Origin of the sequence: Enterobacter sp. AN-K1 (genome assembly GCF_020971765.1) — a bacterium.
Lineage (GTDB): Bacteria > Pseudomonadota > Gammaproteobacteria > Enterobacterales > Enterobacteriaceae > Enterobacter > Enterobacter hormaechei_C.
Window position 1 is genome coordinate 3,282,078 of record NZ_CP087390.1, and the last position, 22,671, is coordinate 3,304,748.

Below are 22,671 nucleotides of genomic sequence, written 5' to 3' on the forward strand. Positions count from 1 at the left end.
CCGGCCTACATTCGGATCGTAGGCCCGGTAAGCGTAGCGCCACCGGGCGGAATCCGCACTGATTAGAAGTTGTAACCCACGACCAGGTAACCACCCCAACCGGTAGAGCGAACGCTGAAGTCGCCGTTGCCAAAGTTCAGGCTGGCGTCGTCGTTCCACTGGCCACCGTTGTGCCAGTAACGCGCAACAACAGAGTAGTGCCAGTGATCGTAGTTCAGCGCCAGGATGTGGCTGGACGCGATGGAGTCGTTAGTGCGCGCTTTTCTGCCGTTCAGGTCGCGGAAATCGTTATCGCCCAGGTCTGAACCCCAGTCAAAGTTGGTGAAGCCGATATAGCTCAGGTTGCCGCCCCACAGTTGGGTAATTGGCACGAAGTATTTCACTTTGAAACGGTAGCCGTCCCACTCGTTCTCGTTCGCGGCGCCGTAGTTCTGCCACTGGTATTTTGCGTAGACGTTCATGGACAGGCTCATCGGCAGGCCAGTCTCAATGTCTGTACCCAGACCCATGTACCAGGTGCTCTGGCGACCGGACTTGTTGCGACCCATGTCGTAGATGTAGTTGTTTGCGAAATACCACTCTTTGAACGGACCAAACGCCAGACTAGTACCGGTCAGTTTATCAATGGAGAAGCGGGGTTCGATCTCCATGAACAGTGGGGAACCGTGGTTCCAGATACCTTTCGCGTCGGTGTTACCGCCGAAGAATACCGGTGCGTCCATGTAGCCATAGAAATCAAACCAGTCTTTTTTAGCGAATGCTTCGTACTCGAGGTAGGTATCGTTACGGATCTGCGGTCCGAAACGGGTATGGTAGCTGCCTACAACGTTAACGCTCTGATGCCACCAGTCGGAAAGGTATTGTGGTTTGTCGTTTTCCGCTGCGTTAACAGTGAAAGAGGTGGAGAGTGCCAGAACTGCACCGGCTGCGAGTAATGTTTTTTTCATAATCATGCCACTGATTGAAATTCCCTTCCGGGAGTGAAAAATGCGCGAATTGCGTTTCTAAATATTTCGTATTTCTGCGGAGCCTATTATAGGAATCCTTGCTCACAAAAATATGTGTTGTTTCACATATCTCTCACATACGTAATCGATTGCGTTCACGTTTGCGTACTTTAGACGGGCGGGATTGTAGCGGCAATCATTTATGTTGCCAATCCATACGAAATGTAAATGTTAGCGGAGTGACATTTCACTCCGCTAGAAGGGCGGGTTATTGCGCGGCGGGTTGAATGTCGTGAATACGGATAAAGCCCAGCTGTTCTGGGGTCAGTCCGCTCAGCTGGAGCGGGATATCAACATCGCTCGGCGCCAGCGTGCTGGCGGGGGCGGTGAAGAGCTGATTCTTCACGTTCACTTCCTGATAGCTCTCCGTGGTGCCCTGAATCTGGCCCCACTCTACGGTGCCGCTGAACGCGGGAAGCGGATCGTTGGACTCACCCTGAATGCGTAATGTTGCGCGAGTACCATCGGCATTCGCTGCAACATTCACCACAGACATCTTTAGCGTGCCAATCTGGCTGTTCAGACGCGCGGGCGTGTTTGCACCTGGCAATAAATAAACGCCATTGCTGGATTTGGCATTCAGCGCGTTCTGCTGGGTGATCTTCACGGTTTCTTTGTTAAGTTTGTCCATCGCCACGTTAAGCGTATTCACGCTTTGTTTCATCTCGCGGACTTCGCTTTGCTGTGCGCAGGCGCTGAGCGTGAACAGGCTCCCCACCAGCACTATTTTCAGGTAACGTCTTGTCATTGCGTTTAATTCCTTGAAATCACAGATTGCTGTAATGGTAGACAGGATATTGCCGTCAGGCATAGATCCTTTGTCTCAAAAAGCTCTTCCTTTGTTGTCGGGCCAGTTCAGGGTAAAATAGAAATCAGTTAACCAGATAACAGGGACATCGTATGCATTGCCCATTTTGCTCCGCTGTGGATACCAAAGTCATCGACTCGCGTCTTGTAGGCGAAGGGTCTTCCGTGCGTCGTCGTCGGCAGTGTCTGGTGTGCAACGAGCGTTTTACCACCTTTGAGGTGGCAGAGCTGGTAATGCCGCGCGTGGTAAAAAGTAACGATGTGCGCGAACCGTTCAATGAAGAGAAACTGCGTAGCGGGATGCTCAAGGCGCTGGAAAAACGGCCCGTCAGCTCCGATGACGTCGAAATGGCGTTAAACCATATTAAATCTTATCTGCGGGGGTTAGGCGAGCGCGAAGTGCCGAGCAAAATGATCGGCAATCTGGTGATGGAACAGCTGAAGAAGCTCGATAAAGTCGCCTATATCCGCTTTGCCTCCGTTTACCGCAGCTTCGAAGACATCAAAGAGTTTGGCGAAGAGATCGCCCGCTTACAGGATTAAGCCCATGCACGATGAGATGTACATGGCGCGCGCCATGAAGCTGGCGCAGCGCGGTCGGTTTACCACTCACCCTAACCCCAATGTCGGGTGCGTCATTGTTAAAGATGGCGAGATCGTGGGGGAAGGTTTTCACTACCGCGCAGGCGAGCCGCATGCTGAAGTGCATGCCCTGCGCATGGCGGGTGAGAAAGCGCGTGGCGCGACGGCCTATGTGACGCTGGAGCCATGCAGCCATCACGGACGTACGCCGCCGTGCTGTGAGGCGCTGATTGCGGGGGGCGTCTCGCGCGTTGTCGCCGCCATGCAGGATCCTAATCCGCAGGTGGCGGGCCGCGGGCTGTATCGTCTGCAACAGGAAGGCATCGACGTCAGCCACGGCCTGATGATGCAGGATGCCGAAAACATCAACAAAGGCTTCCTGAAGCGTATGCGCACCGGCTTCCCGTTTATCCAGCTTAAGCTTGGCGCGTCACTGGATGGCCGCACGGCGATGGCGAACGGCGAGAGCCAGTGGATCACCTCGCCGCAGGCAAGGCGCGATGTGCAACGTCTGCGCGCGCAAAGCCATGCTATTCTCACCAGCAGTGAAACGGTACTGGCTGACGATCCGGCCATGACCGTGCGCTGGGAAGAGCTGAATGCGGATACGCAGGCGCTCTATCCGCAGGAGAACCTGCGTCAGCCGCTGCGCATTATTGTTGATAGCCAGAACCGCGTGACGCCGGAGCACCGCATCGTGCAGCAGCCGGGTGAAACCTGGATTGCCCGCACCAAAGAAGATACGCGCGAGTGGCCGGAAGGCGTGCGCAGCATTATGGTGCCGGAACATAACGGGCATCTCGATCTCGTGGTGCTGATGATGTTGCTCGGCAAACAGCAGGTCAACAGCATCTGGGTTGAAGCCGGTCCGACGCTCGCCGGCGCACTGCTTCAGGCGGGGCTGGTGGATGAGCTTCTCGTCTACGTTGCGCCTAAACTGTTAGGTAATGACGCGCGCGGCCTGTTTGTGCTGCCCGGCCTTGAAAAACTGGCCGATGCGCCGCAACTCTCATTCAGCGAGATTCGTCCGGTAGGCCCGGATGTCTGCCTCCATTTAACGACAGCGTAATTGCTCCTGAAATAGGGAAGCAGTGCGCAAAGTATTATGATAAAATCCGCCCCCCTGCGGGGCCAAATGAACCCGTAAAGGAAGAGTATGAACATTATTGAAGCTGCTGTAGCTACCCCGGACGCTCGCGTCGCCATCACCATTGCGCGTTTCAACAACTTCATCAACGATAGCCTGCTGGAAGGTGCGGTTGACGCCCTGAAACGTATCGGCCAGGTTAAAGATGACAACATTACCGTCGTTTGGGTACCAGGTGCTTACGAACTGCCACTGGCAGCGGGCGCGCTGGCGAAAACCGGTAAATACGACGCGGTGATTGCGCTGGGTACCGTTATTCGTGGCGGCACTGCGCACTTCGAATACGTTGCGGGCGGTGCAAGCAACGGTCTGGCACACGTTGCACAGGATGCTGAAATCCCTGTCGCGTTCGGCGTGCTGACCACCGAAAGTATTGAACAAGCCATCGAACGTGCTGGCACTAAAGCCGGTAACAAAGGTGCAGAAGCTGCACTGACCGCGCTTGAAATGATCAATGTATTGAAAGCCATCAAGGCCTGATTTTTTTGTAAGGGGAATTCCGTGAAACCTGCTGCTCGTCGCCGCGCCCGTGAATGTGCCGTCCAGGCACTTTACTCCTGGCAGTTGTCCCAGAACGACATCGCTGATGTTGAATACCAGTTCCTGTCAGAACAGGACGTGAAAGACGTTGACGTTCTGTACTTCCGTGAACTGCTGTCGGGAGTGGCGACTAATAGCGCGTATCTCGATGGTCTGATGAAGCCATACCTGTCCCGTCTGCTCGAAGAGCTGGGCCAGGTCGAAAAAGCAGTGTTGCGTATCGCGCTGTTTGAGCTGTCTAAACGTGATGATGTGCCGTACAAAGTGGCCATCAACGAAGCGATCGAACTGGCGAAAACCTTCGGCGCTGAAGACAGCCACAAGTTTGTTAACGGCGTGCTGGATAAAGCCGCACCTGCGATCCGTCCCCACAAAAAGTGATCCGCAAACCGGAGTCTTGCATTGCCTTTTTGGCAGTGCGGCTCCGGTTTTTTCTTTTATTTGCTGAGGCATAACGTATGGCATGCGGCGAATTCTCCCTGATTGCCCGTTATTTCGACCGTGTCAGAACCTCTCGTCTTGATGTTGAAACCGGCATTGGCGATGACTGCGCACTTCTCAATATTCCCGAAAAACAGACGCTGGCAATCAGCACCGACACCTTAGTGTGTGGGCGTCATTTCCTGCCGGATATCGATCCTGCCGATCTGGCGTATAAAGCGCTGGCGGTGAACGTCAGCGATCTGGCGGCAATGGGCGCCGACCCGGCCTGGCTGACGCTGGCTCTGACCCTGCCGGAGGTGGATGAAGCCTGGCTTGAAGCCTTCAGCGATGCCCTGTTTGAACAGCTGAATTATTACGATATGCAGCTGATTGGCGGTGATACCACCGCCGGTCCGCTGTCCATGACCCTGGCAATCCACGGCTATGTGCCTGCCGGGCGCGCGCTGAAGCGCTCGGGTGCAAAACCAGGCGACTGGCTCTACGTGACCGGTACGCCGGGCGACAGCGCCGCGGGGTTAGCTATCCTTCAGAATCGCTTAACGGTTGAAGAGGCTGACGATGCGGCGTATCTGGTGAAGCGCCATCTGCGGCCAACGCCGCGTATTCTGCACGGTCAGGCGCTGCGCGAGCGGGCCAGTTCGGCTATCGATTTGTCTGACGGGCTGATCTCCGATCTCGGCCATATCCTGAAGGCCAGCGGCGTGGGCGCACGCGTTGACCTGGATCTGTTCCCGCTGTCGGAGCAACTGCTTCGCCATGTCGAACCTGAACAGGCGCTGCGCTGGGCGTTATCCGGTGGAGAAGATTATGAGCTGTGCTTCACCGTGCCTGAGCTGAATCGCGGGACGCTGGATGTGGCGCTAGCGCATCTGGGGGCGAAATTTACCTGCATCGGGCAGGTGATGCCGGAAAGTGAAGGGTTGCTGTTTGTCCGCGACGGCGCCCCGGTTACGCTTGACTGGAAAGGGTACGATCACTTTGGGTGAGTGTTTTGCCGGGTGGCGGCTTCGCCTTACCCGGCCTACGATCGCACTTTATTTGTAGGCCGGGTAAGCGCAGCGCCACCCGGCAAGTGTTTATTTAAACCCTACCACCGGATGCTGCTGATACGGCGTCTCCAGCTCGGCAATCTGCTCCGGCGTCAACGATAAGTCCACCGCACTTAACAACTCATCCAGCTGTTCTTCCCGCGATGTGCCCACAATCGGCGCGGCGACACCGCGCTTGCTCAGCAGCCACGCCAGCGCCACCTGCGCGCGCGTTGCACCGATATCGTCGGCGATCCCGGCTAAGCGTTCGGCAATTAACGCATCGCTGGCTTCTGTATCGTCATACAGGTTTTTACCCACTTCATCCGATACCAGCCGGGCGGTAGTTTCCCCCCACGGACGGGTTAACCTTCCGCGCGCCAGCGGGCTCCACGGGATCACCGCCACGCCTTCCTGGTAGCAGAGCGGCAGCATCTCGCGCTCTTCTTCCCGGTAAATCAGGTTGTAGTGATCCTGCATAGTGACAAAGCGCGCCCAGCCGTGCTGCGCCTGGAGATCGAGCGCCTGGGCAAACTGTGAGGCATGCATGGACGATGCGCCGATGTAGCGCGCTTTACCGGCTTTCACAACGTCGTTTAACGCTTCAAGCGTCTCTTCGATCGGGGTGTTGTAATCCCAGCGGTGGATTTGCAGCAGGTCGACGTAATCCATGTTCAGGCGTCTGAGGCTGTCATCAATGGAACGCAGGATCTGCGCGCGAGAAAGGCCTTCCGCCAGATCGCCTGACGGGTAGTACACCTTAGTGGCGACCACAATGTCATCACGACGGGCAAAATCTCGCAGGGCGCGGCCCATAATCTCTTCGCTGCTGCCATCTGAGTAGCTGTTGGCGGTATCGAAGAAGTTGATGCCGCCGTCAATGGCGCGCTTGATGATAGGGCGGCTGCTCTCTTCCGGCAGCGTCCAGGCATGATTTCCCCGGTCAGGCTCGCCAAACGTCATGCATCCCAGGCAAAGCCGGGACACCTTAAGGTCCGTTTTTCCTAATGTCGTGTATTGCATGGTTCCGCTCCTGCTGTTTAAACAATACGTTTAAGCATAGCAGGAGCAGAAAAGGGGAGGGATCAGGCCAGCCAGGTGCGGATTTTAGCTTCGATACCGGCGGCGTCCAGACCAATGTCGGCGCGCGCCTCATCCTGGGTGCCTTGCGGGATGAAGTGGTCAGGGAGGCCGAGATTAAGCACCGGAACGGCTTTACGGTTCGCCATAAGCACTTCGTTCACGCCGCTACCCGCGCCACCCATGATGGCGTTCTCTTCCAGCGTGACCAGAACGTCATGGCTTTCCGCCATGCTCAGAATCAGAGATTCATCGAGCGGCTTCACAAAGCGCATATCGACCAGCGTCGCATTCAGGTTTTCAGCGACTTTTGCCGCTTCCGGCATCAGCGTACCAAAATTCAGGATCGCCACTTTTTCACCACGGCGTTTCACCAGACCTTTACCGATGTCCAGTTTTTCCAGCGGCTGTAATTCAACGCCAAGGGCATTACCGCGCGGATAACGTACCGCGCAGGGGCCGTCCTGATAGTGGTAACCGGTATACAGCATCTGACGACACTCGTTTTCGTCGCTTGGCGTCATGATCACCATATCAGGGATGCAGCGCAGGAAGGAGAGATCAAACGCGCCCTGGTGCGTCTGGCCATCAGCCCCCACAATGCCCGCGCGATCGATAGCAAACAGCACCGGCAGCTTCTGAATGGCAACGTCATGGATAACCTGATCGTAGGCGCGTTGCAGGAAGGTAGAGTAGATCGCTACCACCGGCTTGTAGCCGCCAATCGCCAGGCCCGCAGCAAAGGTTACCGCGTGCTGCTCGGCGATAGCCACGTCGAAATACTGGTCCGGGTATTTTTTGGAAAACTCCACCATGCCGGAGCCTTCACGCATGGCAGGCGTCACCGCCATCAGCATGTTGTCTTTCGCCGCCGTTTCGCACAGCCAGTCGCCAAAGATTTTTGAGTAGCTCGGCATCCCGCCGCTGCTTTTCGGCAGGCAGCCGCTGGTATGGTCGAACTTAGGCACCGCGTGGAAGGTGATCGGATCTTTTTCCGCCGGTTCGTAACCACGCCCTTTTTTGGTCATGATATGCAGGAACTGCGGGCCTTTCAGGTCGCGCATGTTTTTAAGCGTCGTCACCAGGCCCAGCACATCGTGGCCGTCCACCGGGCCAATATAGTTAAAGCCCAGCTCTTCGAACAGCGTACCCGGCACGACCATGCCTTTGATGTGTTCTTCGGTACGCTTAAGCAGCTCTTTAATCGGCGGTACGCCGGAGAAGACTTTTTTACCGCCTTCACGCAGTGAGGAGTAAAGCTTGCCGGACAGCAGCTGCGCCAGATGGTTATTCAGCGCGCCGACGTTCTCGGAGATCGACATTTCGTTGTCGTTGAGGATCACCAGCATGTCCGGTTTGATATCGCCCGCGTGGTTCATGGCCTCAAAGGCCATCCCGGCGGTGATCGCCCCGTCGCCAATCACGCAGACGGTGCGGCGTTGTTTATTCTCTTTTTCGGCGGCAACGGCAATACCAATGCCCGCAGAAATGGAGGTGGAAGAGTGGCCGACGCTTAACACATCATATTCACTCTCGCCGCGCCACGGGAACGGGTGCAGGCCCCCTTTCTGGCGAATGGTGCCAATTTTATCGCGACGTCCGGTCAGAATTTTGTGCGGATAGGCCTGGTGGCCTACATCCCAGATCAGCTGATCGAACGGCGTGTTATAGACGTAATGCAACGCCACGGTCAGCTCAACCGTGCCAAGTCCGGAGGCGAAGTGGCCGCTGGAGCGGCTAACGCTGTCGAGCAGGTAGCGACGCAGCTCGTCACACAGCTTCGGCAGACTCTCTTTCGGCAACAGACGTAACTCCTGAGTGGAGTCAACTAACGCCAGTGTCGGGTATTTGGCAATATCAAAACTCATCAAAGGCTCATCGAGATTTATAGTTTATTTATCACGCTGGATTATGTAGTCCGCTAGCGCTTCCAGTGCCGAGGTATCCAGCGATTGCGCGGCCAGCTCATTCAGCGACCGGCGGGCATCGTCTATCAGATCCCGGGCTTTACGTTGGGCATGCTCAAGGCCCAACAGGGCGGGGTAGGTACTTTTGCCAAGCTGCTGATCCGCACCCTGACGTTTTCCCAATGTTGCAGTATCGCCCACCACATCCAGAATGTCATCCTGAACCTGGAATGCCAGACCGATACTTTCTGCGTATCTGTCCAGAATCGGCAGGGCTTTACGCCCGCGTTCACCCGCGCTCAGCGCGCCCAGGCGAACGGCTGCACGAATCAGTGCGCCCGTTTTGTGACGGTGGATGCGCTCCAGCTGTTCCAGAGTAACCTGACGCCCTTCAGCCTCTAAATCCAGCGCCTGGCCGCCGCACATCCCGGCGACGCCGCTGGCCATTGCCAGTTCGGACACCATTGCCAGACGATCGCGATCGCTCACCTCAACCATCGGCGCATCGCTCAGAATGGAGAAGGCCAGGGTTTGCAGCGCATCCCCCGCCAGAATGGCATTCGCTTCGCCAAATTTGATATGGCAGGTTGGCTGACCGCGACGCAAATCGTCATCGTCCATGGCCGGCAAATCATCATGGATCAGCGAATAGGCGTGGATACACTCCACGGCGGCTGCCGGGGCGTCCAGCGTGTTATCGCTGATACCGAACATATTGCCCGTGGCATACACCAGGAACGGACGCAGGCGTTTACCCCCCAAGAGTGCGCCATAGTGCATGGCTTCAACCAGTGGAGTGTTCTGAAAAGGCTGCGGCTCAATGAAACGGCGCAGCGCATCGTTGGCGCGGATGACGCGCGCCTGAAGCGCGTTGGAAAAATCCATTTACTCGGCGTCCGGTGTGAATGGCGTGGTTTTAGCGTCTTCGCTGTCGGAAAGCAGGATCTGCACACGCTGCTCGGCCTGCTGGAGTTTTATCTGCCCCTGGCGCGCGAGCTGCACGCCGCGTTCAAATTCGTTGAGCGCGTCTTCCAGCGGGAGATCGCCGCTCTCAAGACGGGTAACGATCTGCTCCAGTTCACTCAGCGCAGTTTCGAAACTGGCCGGTGCGTCGTTTTTCTTCGGCATAGTGAATTGACTCTTAAATTTTTCGCCCTGACATGGTAACGGACTCGGGGCAATTATCAAATAACGCGAGTGGCGCGATGGTGGTATACTTGCGCGCCTGGATGCAGCCACGGGTGTGGGCTGCTGTATCATTTTCCACTACAAGCCTTTATAAGCTTGCCTAAGAAACATTGCCGCCATGAAGTTTATCATTAAATTGTTCCCTGAAATCACCATCAAAAGCCAATCCGTGCGTTTGCGCTTTATTAAAATTCTCACCGGGAACATTCGTAACGTATTAAAACACTACGACGAAACGCTCGCCGTGGTGCGTCACTGGGACCACGTAGAAGTCCGCGCGAAAGACGAAAACAAACGTCTTGATATTCGCGACGCGCTGACCCGTATCCCGGGTATTCACCATATTCTGGAAGTGGAAGACGTTCCCTTCACCGATATGCACGATATCTTCGAAAAGGCGCTGGTACAGTACCGCGACCAGATCGAAGGGAAAACGTTCTGCGTGCGCGTGAAGCGCCGGGGTAAGCATGAGTTTAGCTCTATTGAGGTTGAGCGCTACGTCGGCGGTGGTCTGAACCAGCACGTTGAAACGGCGCGCGTCCGCCTGACTAATCCGGACGTCACCGTTAATCTTGAGATCGAAAACGATCGCCTGCTGCTGGTCAAGGGTCGTTACGAAGGGATTGGCGGTTTCCCTATCGGCACTCAGGAAGATGTGCTGTCGCTGATCTCCGGTGGTTTCGACTCCGGCGTGTCCAGCTATATGCTGATGCGTCGCGGCTGCCGCGTGCACTACTGCTTCTTTAACCTGGGCGGCGCGGCGCATGAAATCGGCGTACGTCAGGTGGCGCATTACCTGTGGAACCGCTTCGGCAGCTCTCACCGCGTGCGTTTTGTGGCGATCAACTTTGAGCCGGTGGTCGGCGAAATCCTCGAAAAAGTGGACGACGGCCAGATGGGCGTGGTCCTGAAACGTATGATGGTGCGTGCGGCGTCCAAAGTGGCTGAGCGCTACGGCGTGCAGGCGCTGGTCACCGGTGAAGCGCTGGGGCAGGTCTCCAGCCAAACGCTGACCAACCTGCGTCTTATCGACAACGTGTCTGATACGCTGATCCTGCGTCCGCTGATCTCTCACGATAAAGAGCACATCATCGATCTGGCGCGTAAAATCGGTACTGAAGATTTTGCCCGTACCATGCCGGAATATTGCGGTGTGATCTCCAAAAGCCCAACCATTAAAGCGGTGAAGGCGAAGATCGAAGCGGAAGAAGAGAACTTCGATTTCAGCATCCTGGAAAAAGTGGTGGCGGAAGCGTCCAACATCGATATCCGTGAGATCGCTCAGCAGACCGAGCAGGAAGTGGTTGAGGTGGAGACGGTCAGCGGCTTCGGTGCTAACGATACGATTCTGGATATCCGTTCTGTTGATGAGCAGGATGACAAGCCGTTGCAGGTGGAAGGCGTCGAGGTGGTTTCGCTGCCGTTCTACAAGCTGAGCACCCAGTTTGGCGATCTCGACCAGAGCAAAACGTATCTGCTGTGGTGCGAACGTGGGGTCATGAGCCGTTTGCAGGCGCTGTATCTGCGTGAGCAGGGCTTCGCGAACGTGAAGGTGTACCGCCCGTAGTTTCTCGCCCGGTGGCGCGAGCGCTACCGGGCCTGCGATTCTATGCTCTTTTTGGCCGGGTAATCGACAATGGAAAAAAAACATAAGTACTGGGAAATCAAAGAGAGAATCAAAAAAGATATTCTCAATGAAGTCTACAAAAAGGGCGAAAGCATTCCGTCGGAGCGCGATCTTGCCGGTATTTATGACGTTACGCGCGTAACGGTTCAGAAAGCCATGGCGATGCTGGTACAGGAAGGGTATATCGAGCGTATCCACGGCAAGGGCATGTTTGTTTTAAAGAATACTGCCAGCAATATTTACATTCTGAATAATGAAAAGAGTGACAGTATTCTCGGGTTTTCCCGTGAATTTCAGGGGCGGGTCAACGTAACCAGCCGCTTGCTGACGTTGACGACCCTTCACGCCGACGCGGCGCTGGCACAGCACCTCGAAATTGCGCAGGGTGATGATGTCTGGTTTATTCGCCGTATCCGTTTACTGGAGGGACAGCCGGTGTTAATTGAAGACAGCAATATTCCTCACAAGGTGGTTGCCACTGTTCCGCAGGCTATTCTCGAAGTGGGATCGCTGTATGGCTATATTGAAGACTTTACCGGTAAGAAAATCAGCGACGCCGATTCACTGATTGAAGCGGATCTTTTTGATGAGGAGCTGGCGGCCCATCTCAATATTCTGCCAGGCCAGCCGATGTTGAAAATTACCGAAGTCACGCGCCTCGATGACGGTAGAGCATTTAACTTCTCCATCAGCTACAACCGGGCAGATATTTTCCGCGTCAAGAATATGCACATCAAACGATAACAGGCGCATCAGCGCCTGTTTCTCTTTTACAGCTTAGCGGCTGCCGCTTTATCGACAATGATCCTTAACCGTGGGTGCGGCTTTAGCAGCGTCGCGGGAACCGCCGGGTCCGGTGCGGAATTGACGGTTGTTGCGATGATGTCGGCTTTTTTCTCGCCGCTTGCCATCAAAATAATGGCCCGTGAGGCCAGGATAGTCTTCATCCCCAGCGAAATGCCCTGACGGATATGACGCTGCTGGCCGAAGTATTTAACCGAAACGGCCTGCGTCACCGCATCCAGGTCCACGATGTGGCAACCGGTATCGAGGGCGGCGCCCGGTTCATTGAAGCCGATATGGCCGTTCATACCGATCCCCAACACAATGATGTCAGGCCCACCGTGGGCCGTAATAAAGTTATCCACACGCTGACACTCTTCCTCGGGGGATTGCGTCAGGCCATCAAAGAAACAGATCTGATCGTCGCGCAGGGCCAGGTGGCTGAAGAAATGGCCCCATACCATCTCCCGGCAGCTGCCTTTATCGGCCTGACCCAGCCCCAGCCACTCATCCAGGCCAACAAATGCCGCACGGGAAAAATCGACCTTACCCTGTTTGCTGGCGTGCACCAGCGCGGCAAAAACGCCCAGCGGCGTATCTCCACCCGCGATGCAAATCAGCGCATCGGGTTTTTGCGTAACGGTTTCAATGACCGCTTTCGCCACGGCGTCACTCAGCGCCGCATAATCGTCTGTCTGTTCTACGTTCATTGTGCGTCCTTACGTTTAGCATACTGGGGTAAATAACGGTGGTTGACCTCAAGATATTCATTAAGGATCTGTTCTGCCGCGGCGGCAGAAGGCACAAGGGGATTTACGCTCAGCGCCAGCAGCGCCGTGTCGTAATTTCCAGTGACAGCGGCCTCAACGGTGAGCTCTTCATAGGCCTTCACGCTCTGGATCAGGCCGCGGATCTTCACGGGCAGCCTGCCATAGGCGAGGGGATGCGCGCCGTTTCGGTCGATCATGGCGTTGGTTTCCAGCGTAACGTGATCCGGCAGATCGGGTGTTGTGCCCCTGTTAGGAACATTTACGACGTGGATCTCTTTTTTATCGTTATAAATAGCGCTGATGATCGAGCATGCAGTATCGGAGTACCAGGCGCCTCCGCGCTGCTCCAGCTCTTTCGGCTTGTGCGCGAGATGGGGGTCCTGATAAAGCGTAAAAAGCCGTTGCTCAATTTCGCGCGTCTGCTCGCCGCGGGTTCCCTTAGTATTTGCATCGCGCAGCGCGGCGTCGGTCATCTCGCGGGTCAAAAAATAGTATTTGAGGTAGGAGATAGGGTACATGTGGAGTGCCCTGGCAAAGCGGGCACTAAACCCAATGTCCGGTATATTTTTCAGGGAGTTATTTGCGCTGCCCTCGGCCAGTTTTTCAATAAAGTCGTCGGTATAATCCTCTCCCTTGAGGAAAATTTGGTCGGCAAAAATAAGATGGTTCAGACCAATAATGCGTGCGTAAACGTCCGACTTCTGCACGCCGTAGGCTTTGGCGATGTCCATCATCATGCTGTTTGCGCCACTGCAAATGCCTATGGTCCGAATGGCCGAGTGGCGGGTGATTGCCTCGGTGACAATCCCGGCCGGGTTGGTGAAGTTAATCAGCCAGCCGTTCGGGCACCATCTTTCCATGTCCTTACAGATATCCAGCAGGACCGGGATCGTGCGTTGAGCTTTCATAAACCCGCCGGGACCTGTCGTCTCTTGCCCCAGAACGCCGTATTTTAGCGGGATTTTTTCATCGTTGATGCGGGCATCAAGAAAGCCGACACGCAGCTGCGTGGTGACAAAATCGGCATCTTTCAGCGCCTCTTCCCGATCGAGCGTCAGGTGGATATTCATTGGGAGCCCGGCTTCAGCTACCATGCGCTGGGCCAGCTTTCCGACAATCTCCAGCTTCTCTTTTCCCTCTTCAATATCCAGCAAATAATAATCGGTGACCGGCAGCTCTGCGTAGCGTTTGATAAAACCGTCGATCAATTCTGGCGTGTAGCTGGAGCCGCCGCCAATAGTGACAACCTTGAGCTTTTTCATCGTGGTTCCTTTTTACAAGATGGGGTCGGAAAGCGTGTCCGCGTTGCGGCGGGCATTCTCTTCGGCCGCTTCGGTTTCAAGTTGTTTGCGCTCGGCCAGTTTGAAAAACGGCAGCCAGACCAGGGCGGAAATAACCAGCGTGCAGACGGACCAGATCACGGCAGGGATATTGCCGCCGGTCACGAACCATGCGGCGAAAATCGGCGGCATGGTCCAGGGGATCTGTAAGACGGGACGACCAATGATGTCGAAGTACATCAGCGACCAGGTTGAGATGCACAGGATCATCGGCGTCAGGGTAAACGGGATCATCAGCAGTGGGTTGAAGACTATCGGGCAACCGAAAATGACAGGTTCGTTAATACAAAATATCGCGGAGGGCAGGGAGAGCTTGCCCACTGATTTGTACAGCCGACTGCGGGAACGCAGCATGGCAATGACCAGCCCCATGGTCGCGCCCGTTCCGCCCAGGCACATAAAGACGATATAAAACCCGTCGGCGGTAATATGGGGAATGGGCTGATGATGCAGATAGGCCTGAGTATTTTCAGCGATGTATTTCAGGAAAATGGGACTGGTGATGCCGGAAAGCACGTTGTCGCCATGTATGCCGCAGCACCACAGCAGCGAAATCAGAAAAATAAGCACCAGCATGCCCGGCAGCGAACCGAGGCCGGAGACGAGCGGGCTGAGCAGCAGGGTGAAGAAGTGGTTGATATCAAAATTCAGGATGACCCTAATCAGCCAGATCAGAGTGATTGCTACCGCGGCGGGGATCAGGCTCGCAAAAGATTGCGCCACGGCAGGAGGCACGCCCTCCGGCAGGGTGATCACGACGTTGTGCCGGATAAAAAATCGCACGATGTGCACCGTCAAAATCGCCAGGATGATGGCAGAAAACAGCCCCGCCGCACCAAGATTGTCAACGTTGAGCTGATGGCTGTCGTTGAGTTGCGCCAGTAAGAAAACCACCAGCGTGACTATGCAGCAGGTGATAGCGTTGAGGTTGTACTCCTTCGCGAGGTTGTAGCTGATACCCACCGCAGAAATCAGCCCTATTGCACCAAAGGTAACGCCCACCGGGGCGCTGAGCTTTTCGGCAAACGGGCCAAGCCATTCACTCCAGCCGGGTATCGGTAGATTGGCGAGAATGAGAAACAGGCTACCGGTGATGGTGAAGGGTAAGGTCAGCGCAATACCGTTGCGCACGGCGACCAGTATTTTATTTTCGCCTACGCGAATCAGTACAGGAATGACTCTGTGCTCAAGAAATGTAATCACATTGCTTACTCCAGAAGAGATTTCTGCTCTCCCGCCGCTGTTGATGTTATCAGGCTTTGCTGGCGGATTTTTAAACTGGTATATACCAGTTGAATGCAGTTTTTCACGGTTCTTTTAGCCTGTCAAACAGGCATGCAATGCGGTGCAGATTTGATTATTTGTCTGAAAATAAAGGGTTTTTGAAAGGGTAAAACGGTGGGGAGACGCTTCAGGGCAGGAAAATGAATCGCAGAACTGTGACGCTGGCTGCACTATTTCTGTAGGGCAGACGGGCCAGCGCGTTGCCAGCCCGGGAGGACATCAGGCTTCGTAGAAATTATAAATCCCCGCCGCCATCACCAGCGATGACGCCACTTCGTACGCTTTTTCGCGCCCAACCAGCAGGTCAATAATCTTCAGGCCAAAATCAATGGCGGTGCCCGGCCCCTGGCTGGTGAGCAGGTTAACGCGCGGATCCCAGACCACGCGTTTATCCACCCACTGGTCTTCCGGAATTGTGTCCTTCAGGCCAGGAAAGCCGGTCATATTCCCGATGGGGAAAATGTCGTGCGGAACCAGCACCGTACCTGCGGCCGCACAGATTGCCGCGACGATACGCCCGGAAAGATGAAACTGACGAACGGTTTCAACCAGCAGCGGGCTGTCGCGGAAACACTCTGCACCCTTCAGCCCACCCGGCAAAACGATCATGTCGTAATCACCGTCCGCCACCTGTACAAGCGGTGCATCCGCCAGGATCTTCACCCCACGCGAGCAGGTAATCGCCAGACTTCCGTCGCTGGCGACGCTGGCGGTAGTAACCTTAATACCACCACGCACCATCAAATCAATGGTGGTGACCGCTTCTGTCTCTTCGCTACCAGGGGCGAGGCATACCAGTGCCGATGCGCTCATACTCACTCTCCTTTCGTTTTACTAACTCAAACAGACGGCTGTTTTCCGCAACGGTAATACCGTGTGCCCGGGCGCGTTTTAACAGATAACCGGTAATGTAATCAATTTCGGTATGCCGCATAGCCCGGATATCCTGCAACATTGAGGAGATATTTTCTGCCGTACTCTCAATGACCTGGTCGACATAATAACGTAAATCGGACTCTGAGGTGTGGTAGCCTTCGCGTTCAATGACGGCGGCAACTTCCCGGCAAATCAGCGCTACCCGATCGGGATGCTGACGCAGTTCACCGTTAGGGCAATCCAGCAGGGCGGTCAGCGGATTGATCGCGCAGTTGACCGCCAGTTTGCGCCACAGTTCCGCGCGAATGTTATTGTGCCAGGCGACGTCAGGCAGCGTGCTTTGCAGGGTATCCGCAAGATAGCTGTAATCGCCGGGCTGTTCACGCGCAGGACCGATATGGGTGATACCACTGGCAACATGGATAATGACGTTACCGTCGCGACGTGCCGCGTGGGTGGTTGTCCCCATCAGCAGCGGTTGCCGGACAGATTTTAGCTCTTCAATGGTACCCATACCGTTGTGAATCAGCAGGATTGGCGTGCTTTCAGGTAACTGGGCGGCCAGGCTTTTCACCGCATCGGAGACCTGCCAGGCCTTCAGCGTGACCAGCAGCAAATCGCTGGTGGCAAGAAATTCCGGATCGTTTGCCGTCAAAGACTCGTTGAAAATTGAACCGTCTGTACCAATTACGTTCACACTGCAATAGGGCTGGGGAATTCGCAGCCAGCCCTGAACGTCGTGTCCCTGTTTGCATAGCGCTGTAAACCAGAGTTGGCCAAGGGCTCCGCATCCAAGCACTGTTACTTTCATCGTTCCTCCTCACCTGCAACGGCGCCAGGTGCTATGACGCTAAGTATAGCGCCATCAGCTAAGCTTCTCGTTATGCCTCGTTGCGGGTATTATGCAACGCAACAAAAATGAAGGGAGAAGAAAAGATGCCATCTTTCGATATTGTTTCTGAAGTTGATTTGCAGGAAGCGCGTAACGGCGTAGAAAATGCTGTCCGTGAGGTTGAGTCACGTTTCGATTTTCGTGGCGTTGAGGCGACCATTGAACTGAACGACGCGAACAAGACGATCAAAGTCCTGAGCGAGTCTGATTTCCAGGTCAACCAGTTGCTGGATATCCTGCGCGCCAAGCTGCTCAAGCGCGGCATTGAAGGGACCTCACTCGACGTACCGGAAGATTTTGTTCACAGCGGCAAAACCTGGTTTGTGGAAGCGAAGCTGAAGCAGGGGATTGAGAGCGCGGTACAGAAAAAAATCGTTAAGCTTATCAAAGACAGTAAGCTCAAAGTGCAGGCGCAGATCCAGGGTGAAGAGATCCGCGTGACCGGAAAATCCCGTGATGACCTGCAATCCGTGATGGCGCTGGTGCGTGGCGGCGATCTCGGTCAGCCATTCCAGTTTAAAAACTTCCGCGATTAAGACAACCATGCCCGGCTAAACCGGGCATTTTTTCAGGCCTTCAGCGCCTGCTCCACCTCAAAGCGGTTAGTCACTTTGCTGTCAATTTTGACATACGCACTGCGCTCTTCCGGGACAATCAGCACTTCGCTCACGCCCTCTGTCGCTTCCAGACGCTGTTTTAACGCGTCACCGATTGCCACGTCATCGGGAATTTCTACCCGCAGGCTACTTACATAGCGCGGCTCTTTCATGGTGCTGGCAACAAACAGCCAGAGCATCGCCAGCAGCGCACCGGCGAGGAAAACGGTCTGGGAGTCAAACAGACCGTCCACCCAGCCGCCGAGCGACCCGCCGATCGCCACGCCGAGAAACTGGCTGGTGGAGTAAATGCCCATCGCGGTGCCTTTGTATCCTGCCGGAGACTCTTTGCTGATAAGCGACGGCAGCAGGGCTTCCATCAGATTAAACGCCAGGAAGAACAGCTGTACGCCGGCGATCAGTTCCCAGAAATGCGGGCCAGCGCCCCACAGCACAATCTCGGCAATCAGCAATAACGCCACGCAGCCCACGAAGACGCGTTTCATTTTGCGCTTCACTTCGGCGTAAATAATGAAGGGCACAACGGAGACAAACGAGATCAGCATTGTGACCAGATAAATTTTCCAGTGCTCTGCCGCCGGGAAACCTGCTGCGGCAAGTTGACCAGGCAGGGCGACGAAGGTGGACATCAGCAGAATGTGCAGGCACATAATGCCGAAGTTCAGCTTAAGCAGGCGCGGCTCGGCGATGACTTTGCTGAAACAGCCTTTCACCATCCCGGATTCACGGTTGAGGATGTGGTTTTTACTGTCAGGCACAACCCACAGCGTGAGTGCGATCCCGATGGTCGCCAGCACCGCAATCATCCAGAACAGGGCGTGCAGGCCGAGCGCATGAGTGATGACAGGCCCCAGCACCATGGCAATGGCAAACGTGACGCCGAAGCTGACGCCGATAAACGCCATGGCTTTGGTGCGGTTTTGCTCGCGGGTTAAGTCTGACAGCAGCGCCATCACGGCGGCGGCAATCGCCCCGGAACCTTGCAGGGCGCGCCCAAGAATAATTCCCCAGATGGAGTGGGAGAGGGCGGCGATGATGCTGCCAAGTACAAACACCAGCAGCCCGCCGACAATCAGCGGTTTGCGACCCACGCGGTCGGAGAGCAGGCCAAAGGGGATCTGGAATATCGCCTGCGCCAGGCCGTAGATACCAATCGCCAGACCAATCAGCGCTTCGCTGGCACCCTGTAACGCCATGCCATATGTGGTCAGAACGGGCAGGACCATAAACATGCCAAGCATCCGCAGCGAGAAAACAGTCCCTAAACCCCAGGTCGCACGCAGTTCGCCTGGCGTCATTTTATAATCGTTCATTACCACCTCTACCAAAAAGCAGGCCATAGTTTAGGCGGGGTGATAAGTGCGGTAAATAGGTGTTTGTTTAAGAGATATTACGAGGGTGTGATAAAAGCACCCCCGGATAAAAAATTACGCCTCGACGCGCAATCCGTAGCTTTTGAATTTCTCAAGAACAATGGCAATTTCATCGTCACTGAGCACCGGAACGGGATCTACTATCGCCAGCGTGGCCAGGTAGAGTTTTGCCAGCACCTCTACCTCCTGCGCCAGCCACAGTGCCTTTTCAAGATTTTCTTCGCAGGTTATCAGGCCGTGGTGCTGTAAGAGCGTCGCTTTGCGATCGCGTAATGCGACCGCGACATGCTCTGACAGCGCGCGCGTCCCGAAGGTCGCGTAAGGGGCGCAGGGAATGGAGTTTCCCCCGGCGGCGGCAATCATATAGTGAATAGCAGGAATGGGGCGGTTGAGTATCGAGACGGCGGTACAGTTAACCGCATGGTTATGGACGACGGCGTTAGCATCCGGGCGGGTCTGATACACAACCTGATGAAAACGCCATTCGCTGGAGGGCAGTTTATCTTCTTCGTGTCGCCCCTGTGCATCTACATAGACGATACTCTCTTCGGTCAGATGCTCGTAGGGAATTCCGGTCGGCGTAATCAGCATGCCGTCGCGATAGCGAACGCTGATATTGCCGGCGGTGCCCTGATTTAACCCCATGCGGGTCATCTCAAGGCAGGTGTCGATAATGTCTCTAGCTAATCGGGCTCGTTCCATTTTTTATTCTCCGGGTACAGTTTTATTTTTACTGGCGGGAACGTTTGACCAGCTTCATATCGACTTTCGCCGTCTCGTTGACCGCTTCGCCGTCGATGGCTCGCTGCATCAGTTCAAACGCTTTTTCCGCCCAGGTATCTTCATCCTGCTGCATGGACCAGACGCTGTTAGGCAGGAACCCCAGCATGGGGTGCTCATCGAAGGTGCCGATATTGATGTGTTGGGGCACGGTGCCGGTACGCGTCCGCAGGGCTTCGATTGCCCCTTCCAGAACGGGTAACGATGAGGCGATAAACGCCTGCGGAACACCCTGGCTGTCGATAAGCGAATCCATCAGGGCATATCCGCCCTCCGGCGTATTGTCCGGCCCTTCGATGACCCACTCGCGATGGTGAATACCGGCTGTTTTCAGGGCCTGTAAGTAGCCGTTCAGACGGTCCGTAATACTGGGCAGTGCGGTATCGCCCACAAGGAACCAGAGCGGCGTTTTTCTCTCTGCCAGCATGTTGCGGGCCAGTTCATCCCCCCCGGCCTCGTTATGACTCTCAACCAGCGCGTTGTCAGTAAAGCCAAAATCCCGGTCGAGGAGCACCAGTGGTTTTTGGATCTGCCGCAAATGATGCTGCTGGTTTTCCAGCGTCGAGGGAACGATAAACAAGCCGTCCACGTTGCGCGCCATCAGGGCTTTGACCAGCTTGTTTTCGTAATCCACATCGTTGTAAGTACAGCTGATCATCAGCTGGTAGCCCGAACGGCGGCAGCGCAGTTCGAGTTTCTCGGCGAGCGTTGCAAAGAACACGTTCGAGATGTTGGGCACGATGAGCCCCAGCGTCTCGGTTTTGTTTAGCTTAAGACTGCGCGCCGAATGGTTGAGGGTATAGCCGAAGCGCTCGACGTGTTCATTAATTCGGGACTGTGTTTTCACGCTGATCCGATACTGTTCGGCTTTCCCGCTCAGTACCAGCCGCACGGTGGTGACGGATAAATTCAGATCCTTCGCTATCTGTTCAACTGTTTTGGCCATCGCTACGCCTCAATCCTTAACGTACGTAAAAAACTGCTGATAAAGCATACGCATCCTGCCATTACATTTCCTGTTGCATCAGGAGATTAAGCGCCTGCTGCTGGGTCCACAGCATCAGGTACGCCTCATATTTTTGCCTGTGGAAAGCCGCGGTTTCCGGCCGACGGGTGATGATGTCGCCGGCTTTGACCATTTCCCGGGTGGCATCGGTGAGCGTTGCCCATGCACCGCTCGCCACAGCGCCGCAAATGGCCGCGCCGAGAGTGACGGCATCTTCTTCGGCTAAAAGATGAATATCGCAGCCCGTGGCATCGGCATACTCCCGCAGCCAGAGCCGGTTATGGGTGGCTCCTCCACAAATGACAATGCGCGACAAGGTGTGCCCGTGATGTTTCAGGGTATCCATAATATGTCGTGTGCCATAGGCTATGGCCTGTAGCGTGGCCAGATAGAGCCTCGCCAGCGCACGTTCACCGGTTTCTAATGTCAGACCGACCACGCTGCCCCGCGCATCCGGACGCGAACGCGGCGAGCGGTTGCCGTGGTGATCGGCCAGAATGTGCAGGTTGCGGGTGGGATATTTTTCTTCCTGTTCAAGCGCGGCTACCCAGTCGTTGAGCAGCGCCACCGGATGGCGTTGCGCCGCTTCTGCTTTTGCAAACAGGTCTGCGCTGGCTCCGTGCTCGCGCAACGTCCAGTCGACCAGTGCCCCGGCAGCACTTTGCCCGCCTTCCGTCAGCCAGTAGCCCGGCAGCATGGCGCTCCAGTAAGGCCCCCAGACGCCGGGCGTATGGATCTCCGTCTGACTGGCAAGCATATGGCAGTTCGAGGTTCCGCTGATGAGTGCCAGCGTGCCCTCCGGGTTTGAGCCCGTCAGCGCCACGCCACCCGCGTGGGCATCGATCATGCCGCTTGCCACAACCACCTCTTCGGGCAACCCCAGAGCTTGCGCTGCCTGTGGGCTGAGTTTCCCGACGCATTCAGCGACGTCCAGAATAGTATCGGGAATTTTTGTCAGTAAGGTCTCCAGCCCCACCTCCCTGAGCAGCGATTCGCTGAACTGCGCCTCATGCGCAAGGTAGTTCCATTTGCAGGTGAGGGTGCACAGGCTGGCGGCGTCCTGGCCCGTCGCTTTCCAGACCAGAAAATCGGCAAGGTCGAAAAAGCGCCAGGCCTGATTCCAGGTTTCAGGATGATGTCGCTGCAACCACAGCAGTTTTGGCAGTTCCATTTCAATACTCACCTCGCCGCCCACGTAGCACAGGGCAGGATCGCGTGTGGCATTGATGCGAACAGTTTCTTCGTGAGCACGATGATCCATCCACATAATGATGTCCTGCGATGCCGGACTGTCGGGGGACACGCTCAGGCCGTTACCCTCAGCATCCAGCGCGACCAGCGAGCACGTGGCGTCGAAGCCAATCGAACAAATGGCGTCGGGTGAGATCCCAGAGGAGTCGACGGCTTCCCGCACCACCGCGCAAACCTGCTGCCAGATCTCCGCGGAGGACTGTTCCACGCGCGCGTTGCTGGCGTGAAACTGCGAAATCGGAAGGGTCGCGAAGCTCAAACGCTCGCCTTGCGCAGAGTAAAGCCCAGCACGAACGCTGGCTGAACCCACATCGACCCCGAGGAAATAGCCGTCACTCATCA

Annotated in this window: 23 protein-coding genes; 8 read left to right on the plus strand and 15 right to left on the minus strand. The window is 55.6% G+C overall.

What is annotated here, in order from left to right; genetic code table 11:
- Positions 1-62 precede the first annotated feature (62 nt).
- Both LOC22_RS15610 and LOC22_RS15615 read right to left on the minus strand, forming a co-directional pair.
- Positions 63-947 carry a nucleoside-specific channel-forming protein Tsx gene (locus tag LOC22_RS15610; RefSeq protein ID WP_026080602.1) on the minus strand — a complete coding sequence of 295 codons (885 nt, stop codon included), beginning with the start codon at positions 945-947 and terminating at the stop codon, positions 63-65.
- Between the two features lie 268 nt (positions 948-1,215).
- Positions 1,216-1,755, minus strand: a complete 540-nt coding sequence (locus LOC22_RS15615; RefSeq protein ID WP_032649957.1) for a DUF3251 domain-containing protein — start codon at positions 1,753-1,755, stop codon at positions 1,216-1,218.
- A 152-nt stretch (positions 1,756-1,907) separates the two neighbouring features.
- On the opposite strand from LOC22_RS15615, the gene nrdR reads away from it, so the two are divergent.
- From nrdR to thiL, 5 genes are all read left to right on the plus strand, one after another.
- Positions 1,908-2,357: a transcriptional regulator NrdR gene (nrdR, locus tag LOC22_RS15620; protein ID WP_003859099.1), complete on the plus strand. Its 450-nt coding sequence runs from the start codon at positions 1,908-1,910 to the stop codon at positions 2,355-2,357.
- Between the two features lie 4 nt (positions 2,358-2,361).
- Positions 2,362-3,465 carry a bifunctional diaminohydroxyphosphoribosylaminopyrimidine deaminase/5-amino-6-(5-phosphoribosylamino)uracil reductase RibD gene (gene ribD, locus LOC22_RS15625; RefSeq protein ID WP_058700535.1) on the plus strand — a complete coding sequence of 368 codons (1,104 nt, stop codon included), beginning with the start codon at positions 2,362-2,364 and terminating at the stop codon, positions 3,463-3,465.
- Between the two features lie 87 nt (positions 3,466-3,552).
- On the plus strand, positions 3,553-4,023 hold the full coding sequence (gene ribE / locus LOC22_RS15630) for a 6,7-dimethyl-8-ribityllumazine synthase (protein ID WP_003859098.1): 471 nt from the start codon (positions 3,553-3,555) through the stop codon (positions 4,021-4,023).
- A gap of 21 nt (positions 4,024-4,044) precedes the next feature.
- Complete coding sequence (nusB, locus tag LOC22_RS15635; RefSeq protein ID WP_006809908.1) at positions 4,045-4,464, plus strand: transcription antitermination factor NusB; 420 nt, start codon at positions 4,045-4,047, stop codon at positions 4,462-4,464.
- A 77-nt stretch (positions 4,465-4,541) separates the two neighbouring features.
- Complete coding sequence (thiL, locus tag LOC22_RS15640; protein ID WP_015571296.1) at positions 4,542-5,513, plus strand: thiamine-phosphate kinase; 972 nt, start codon at positions 4,542-4,544, stop codon at positions 5,511-5,513.
- Between the two features lie 90 nt (positions 5,514-5,603).
- On the opposite strand, the gene LOC22_RS15645 is transcribed toward thiL, so the two are convergent.
- From LOC22_RS15645 to xseB, 4 genes are all read right to left on the minus strand, one after another.
- Positions 5,604-6,578, minus strand: coding sequence for an aldo/keto reductase (locus tag LOC22_RS15645; protein WP_196343738.1), 975 nt, complete (start codon positions 6,576-6,578; stop codon positions 5,604-5,606).
- A 62-nt stretch (positions 6,579-6,640) separates the two neighbouring features.
- Positions 6,641-8,503, minus strand: a complete 1,863-nt coding sequence (dxs, locus tag LOC22_RS15650; protein ID WP_015571294.1) for a 1-deoxy-D-xylulose-5-phosphate synthase — start codon at positions 8,501-8,503, stop codon at positions 6,641-6,643.
- Positions 8,504-8,527: 24 nt separating this feature from the next.
- Positions 8,528-9,427 (minus strand): (2E,6E)-farnesyl diphosphate synthase, encoded by a 900-nt coding sequence (ispA, locus tag LOC22_RS15655; protein WP_015571293.1) that lies wholly within the window; start codon positions 9,425-9,427, stop codon positions 8,528-8,530.
- Positions 9,428-9,670 carry an exodeoxyribonuclease VII small subunit gene (xseB, locus tag LOC22_RS15660; protein WP_193136238.1) on the minus strand — a complete coding sequence of 81 codons (243 nt, stop codon included), beginning with the start codon at positions 9,668-9,670 and terminating at the stop codon, positions 9,428-9,430.
- Positions 9,671-9,848: 178 nt separating this feature from the next.
- Here xseB and thiI point away from each other — a divergent pair, with 178 nt between their 5' ends.
- On the plus strand, positions 9,849-11,297 hold the full coding sequence (gene thiI / locus LOC22_RS15665; RefSeq protein ID WP_006809903.1) for a tRNA uracil 4-sulfurtransferase ThiI: 1,449 nt from the start codon (positions 9,849-9,851) through the stop codon (positions 11,295-11,297).
- A gap of 69 nt (positions 11,298-11,366) precedes the next feature.
- The gene (locus LOC22_RS15670; protein WP_230239029.1) at positions 11,367-12,101 is read left to right on the plus strand and encodes a GntR family transcriptional regulator; all 735 of its coding nucleotides are present in this window, start codon (positions 11,367-11,369) and stop codon (positions 12,099-12,101) included.
- A 26-nt stretch (positions 12,102-12,127) separates the two neighbouring features.
- On the opposite strand, the gene LOC22_RS15675 is transcribed toward LOC22_RS15670, so the two are convergent.
- The 5 genes from LOC22_RS15675 to panE form a co-directional block, all read right to left on the minus strand.
- Complete coding sequence (locus tag LOC22_RS15675) at positions 12,128-12,850, minus strand: glucosamine-6-phosphate deaminase (protein WP_023303188.1); 723 nt, start codon at positions 12,848-12,850, stop codon at positions 12,128-12,130.
- Positions 12,847-14,172 carry a 6-phospho-beta-glucosidase gene (locus LOC22_RS15680; RefSeq protein ID WP_015571289.1) on the minus strand — a complete coding sequence of 442 codons (1,326 nt, stop codon included), beginning with the start codon at positions 14,170-14,172 and terminating at the stop codon, positions 12,847-12,849. The genes LOC22_RS15675 and LOC22_RS15680 overlap by 4 nt, the downstream gene beginning before the upstream one ends.
- A 12-nt stretch (positions 14,173-14,184) precedes the next feature.
- Positions 14,185-15,453, minus strand: a complete 1,269-nt coding sequence (locus LOC22_RS15685; RefSeq protein ID WP_230239030.1) for a PTS sugar transporter subunit IIC — start codon at positions 15,451-15,453, stop codon at positions 14,185-14,187.
- Positions 15,454-15,753: 300 nt separating this feature from the next.
- Positions 15,754-16,347: a protein deglycase YajL gene (yajL, locus tag LOC22_RS15690; protein WP_015571288.1), complete on the minus strand. Its 594-nt coding sequence runs from the start codon at positions 16,345-16,347 to the stop codon at positions 15,754-15,756.
- On the minus strand, positions 16,310-17,221 hold the full coding sequence (gene panE, locus LOC22_RS15695; RefSeq protein WP_230239031.1) for a 2-dehydropantoate 2-reductase: 912 nt from the start codon (positions 17,219-17,221) through the stop codon (positions 16,310-16,312). Before panE ends, yajL begins: the two co-directional genes overlap by 38 nt.
- A gap of 125 nt (positions 17,222-17,346) precedes the next feature.
- Between panE and LOC22_RS15700 the strand changes: the two genes are divergently transcribed.
- Positions 17,347-17,838 carry a YajQ family cyclic di-GMP-binding protein gene (locus tag LOC22_RS15700; protein WP_017383179.1) on the plus strand — a complete coding sequence of 164 codons (492 nt, stop codon included), beginning with the start codon at positions 17,347-17,349 and terminating at the stop codon, positions 17,836-17,838.
- Between the two features lie 32 nt (positions 17,839-17,870).
- Here LOC22_RS15700 and LOC22_RS15705 read toward each other — a convergent pair whose 3' ends face one another.
- The 4 genes from LOC22_RS15705 to LOC22_RS15720 all read right to left on the minus strand — a co-directional run bounded on the left by LOC22_RS15705 (position 17,871) and on the right by LOC22_RS15720 (position 22,669).
- Positions 17,871-19,232 carry an MFS transporter gene (locus LOC22_RS15705; RefSeq protein ID WP_032647425.1) on the minus strand — a complete coding sequence of 454 codons (1,362 nt, stop codon included), beginning with the start codon at positions 19,230-19,232 and terminating at the stop codon, positions 17,871-17,873.
- Positions 19,233-19,346: 114 nt separating this feature from the next.
- The gene (fucA, locus tag LOC22_RS15710) at positions 19,347-19,994 is read right to left on the minus strand and encodes an L-fuculose-phosphate aldolase (RefSeq protein WP_017383181.1); all 648 of its coding nucleotides are present in this window, start codon (positions 19,992-19,994) and stop codon (positions 19,347-19,349) included.
- Between the two features lie 28 nt (positions 19,995-20,022).
- On the minus strand, positions 20,023-21,018 hold the full coding sequence (locus tag LOC22_RS15715; RefSeq protein WP_015571284.1) for a LacI family DNA-binding transcriptional regulator: 996 nt from the start codon (positions 21,016-21,018) through the stop codon (positions 20,023-20,025).
- Positions 21,019-21,079: 61 nt separating this feature from the next.
- Positions 21,080-22,669 carry an FGGY-family carbohydrate kinase gene (locus tag LOC22_RS15720; protein ID WP_230239555.1) on the minus strand — a complete coding sequence of 530 codons (1,590 nt, stop codon included), beginning with the start codon at positions 22,667-22,669 and terminating at the stop codon, positions 21,080-21,082.
- Between the last annotated feature and the right edge of the window lie 2 nt (positions 22,670-22,671).

Bases quoted from the DNA above. Each gene is read 5' to 3' on its own strand.
- yajL (WP_015571288.1), bottom strand. From the start codon at position 16,347: ATGAGCGCATCGGCACTGGTATGCCTCGCCCCTGGTAGCGAAGAGACA.
- thiI (WP_006809903.1), top strand. From the start codon at position 9,849: ATGAAGTTTATCATTAAATTGTTCCCTGAAATCACCATCAAAAGCCAA.
- LOC22_RS15645 (WP_196343738.1), bottom strand. From the start codon at position 6,578: ATGCAATACACGACATTAGGAAAAACGGACCTTAAGGTGTCCCGGCTT.
- xseB (WP_193136238.1), bottom strand. From the start codon at position 9,670: ATGCCGAAGAAAAACGACGCACCGGCCAGTTTCGAAACTGCGCTGAGT.
- panE (WP_230239031.1), bottom strand. From the start codon at position 17,221: ATGAAAGTAACAGTGCTTGGATGCGGAGCCCTTGGCCAACTCTGGTTT.
- dxs (WP_015571294.1), bottom strand. From the start codon at position 8,503: ATGAGTTTTGATATTGCCAAATACCCGACACTGGCGTTAGTTGACTCC.
- ribD (WP_058700535.1), top strand. From the start codon at position 2,362: ATGCACGATGAGATGTACATGGCGCGCGCCATGAAGCTGGCGCAGCGC.
- LOC22_RS15610 (WP_026080602.1), bottom strand. From the start codon at position 947: ATGAAAAAAACATTACTCGCAGCCGGTGCAGTTCTGGCACTCTCCACC.
- LOC22_RS15700 (WP_017383179.1), top strand. From the start codon at position 17,347: ATGCCATCTTTCGATATTGTTTCTGAAGTTGATTTGCAGGAAGCGCGT.
- ribE (WP_003859098.1), top strand. From the start codon at position 3,553: ATGAACATTATTGAAGCTGCTGTAGCTACCCCGGACGCTCGCGTCGCC.
- LOC22_RS15705 (WP_032647425.1), bottom strand. From the start codon at position 19,232: ATGAACGATTATAAAATGACGCCAGGCGAACTGCGTGCGACCTGGGGT.
- LOC22_RS15680 (WP_015571289.1), bottom strand. From the start codon at position 14,172: ATGAAAAAGCTCAAGGTTGTCACTATTGGCGGCGGCTCCAGCTACACG.
- LOC22_RS15670 (WP_230239029.1), top strand. From the start codon at position 11,367: ATGGAAAAAAAACATAAGTACTGGGAAATCAAAGAGAGAATCAAAAAA.
- LOC22_RS15675 (WP_023303188.1), bottom strand. From the start codon at position 12,850: ATGAACGTAGAACAGACAGACGATTATGCGGCGCTGAGTGACGCCGTG.
- thiL (WP_015571296.1), top strand. From the start codon at position 4,542: ATGGCATGCGGCGAATTCTCCCTGATTGCCCGTTATTTCGACCGTGTC.
- ispA (WP_015571293.1), bottom strand. From the start codon at position 9,427: ATGGATTTTTCCAACGCGCTTCAGGCGCGCGTCATCCGCGCCAACGAT.
- nrdR (WP_003859099.1), top strand. From the start codon at position 1,908: ATGCATTGCCCATTTTGCTCCGCTGTGGATACCAAAGTCATCGACTCG.
- LOC22_RS15715 (WP_015571284.1), bottom strand. From the start codon at position 21,018: ATGGCCAAAACAGTTGAACAGATAGCGAAGGATCTGAATTTATCCGTC.
- LOC22_RS15720 (WP_230239555.1), bottom strand. From the start codon at position 22,669: ATGAGTGACGGCTATTTCCTCGGGGTCGATGTGGGTTCAGCCAGCGTT.
- LOC22_RS15615 (WP_032649957.1), bottom strand. From the start codon at position 1,755: ATGACAAGACGTTACCTGAAAATAGTGCTGGTGGGGAGCCTGTTCACG.
- fucA (WP_017383181.1), bottom strand. From the start codon at position 19,994: ATGGAACGAGCCCGATTAGCTAGAGACATTATCGACACCTGCCTTGAG.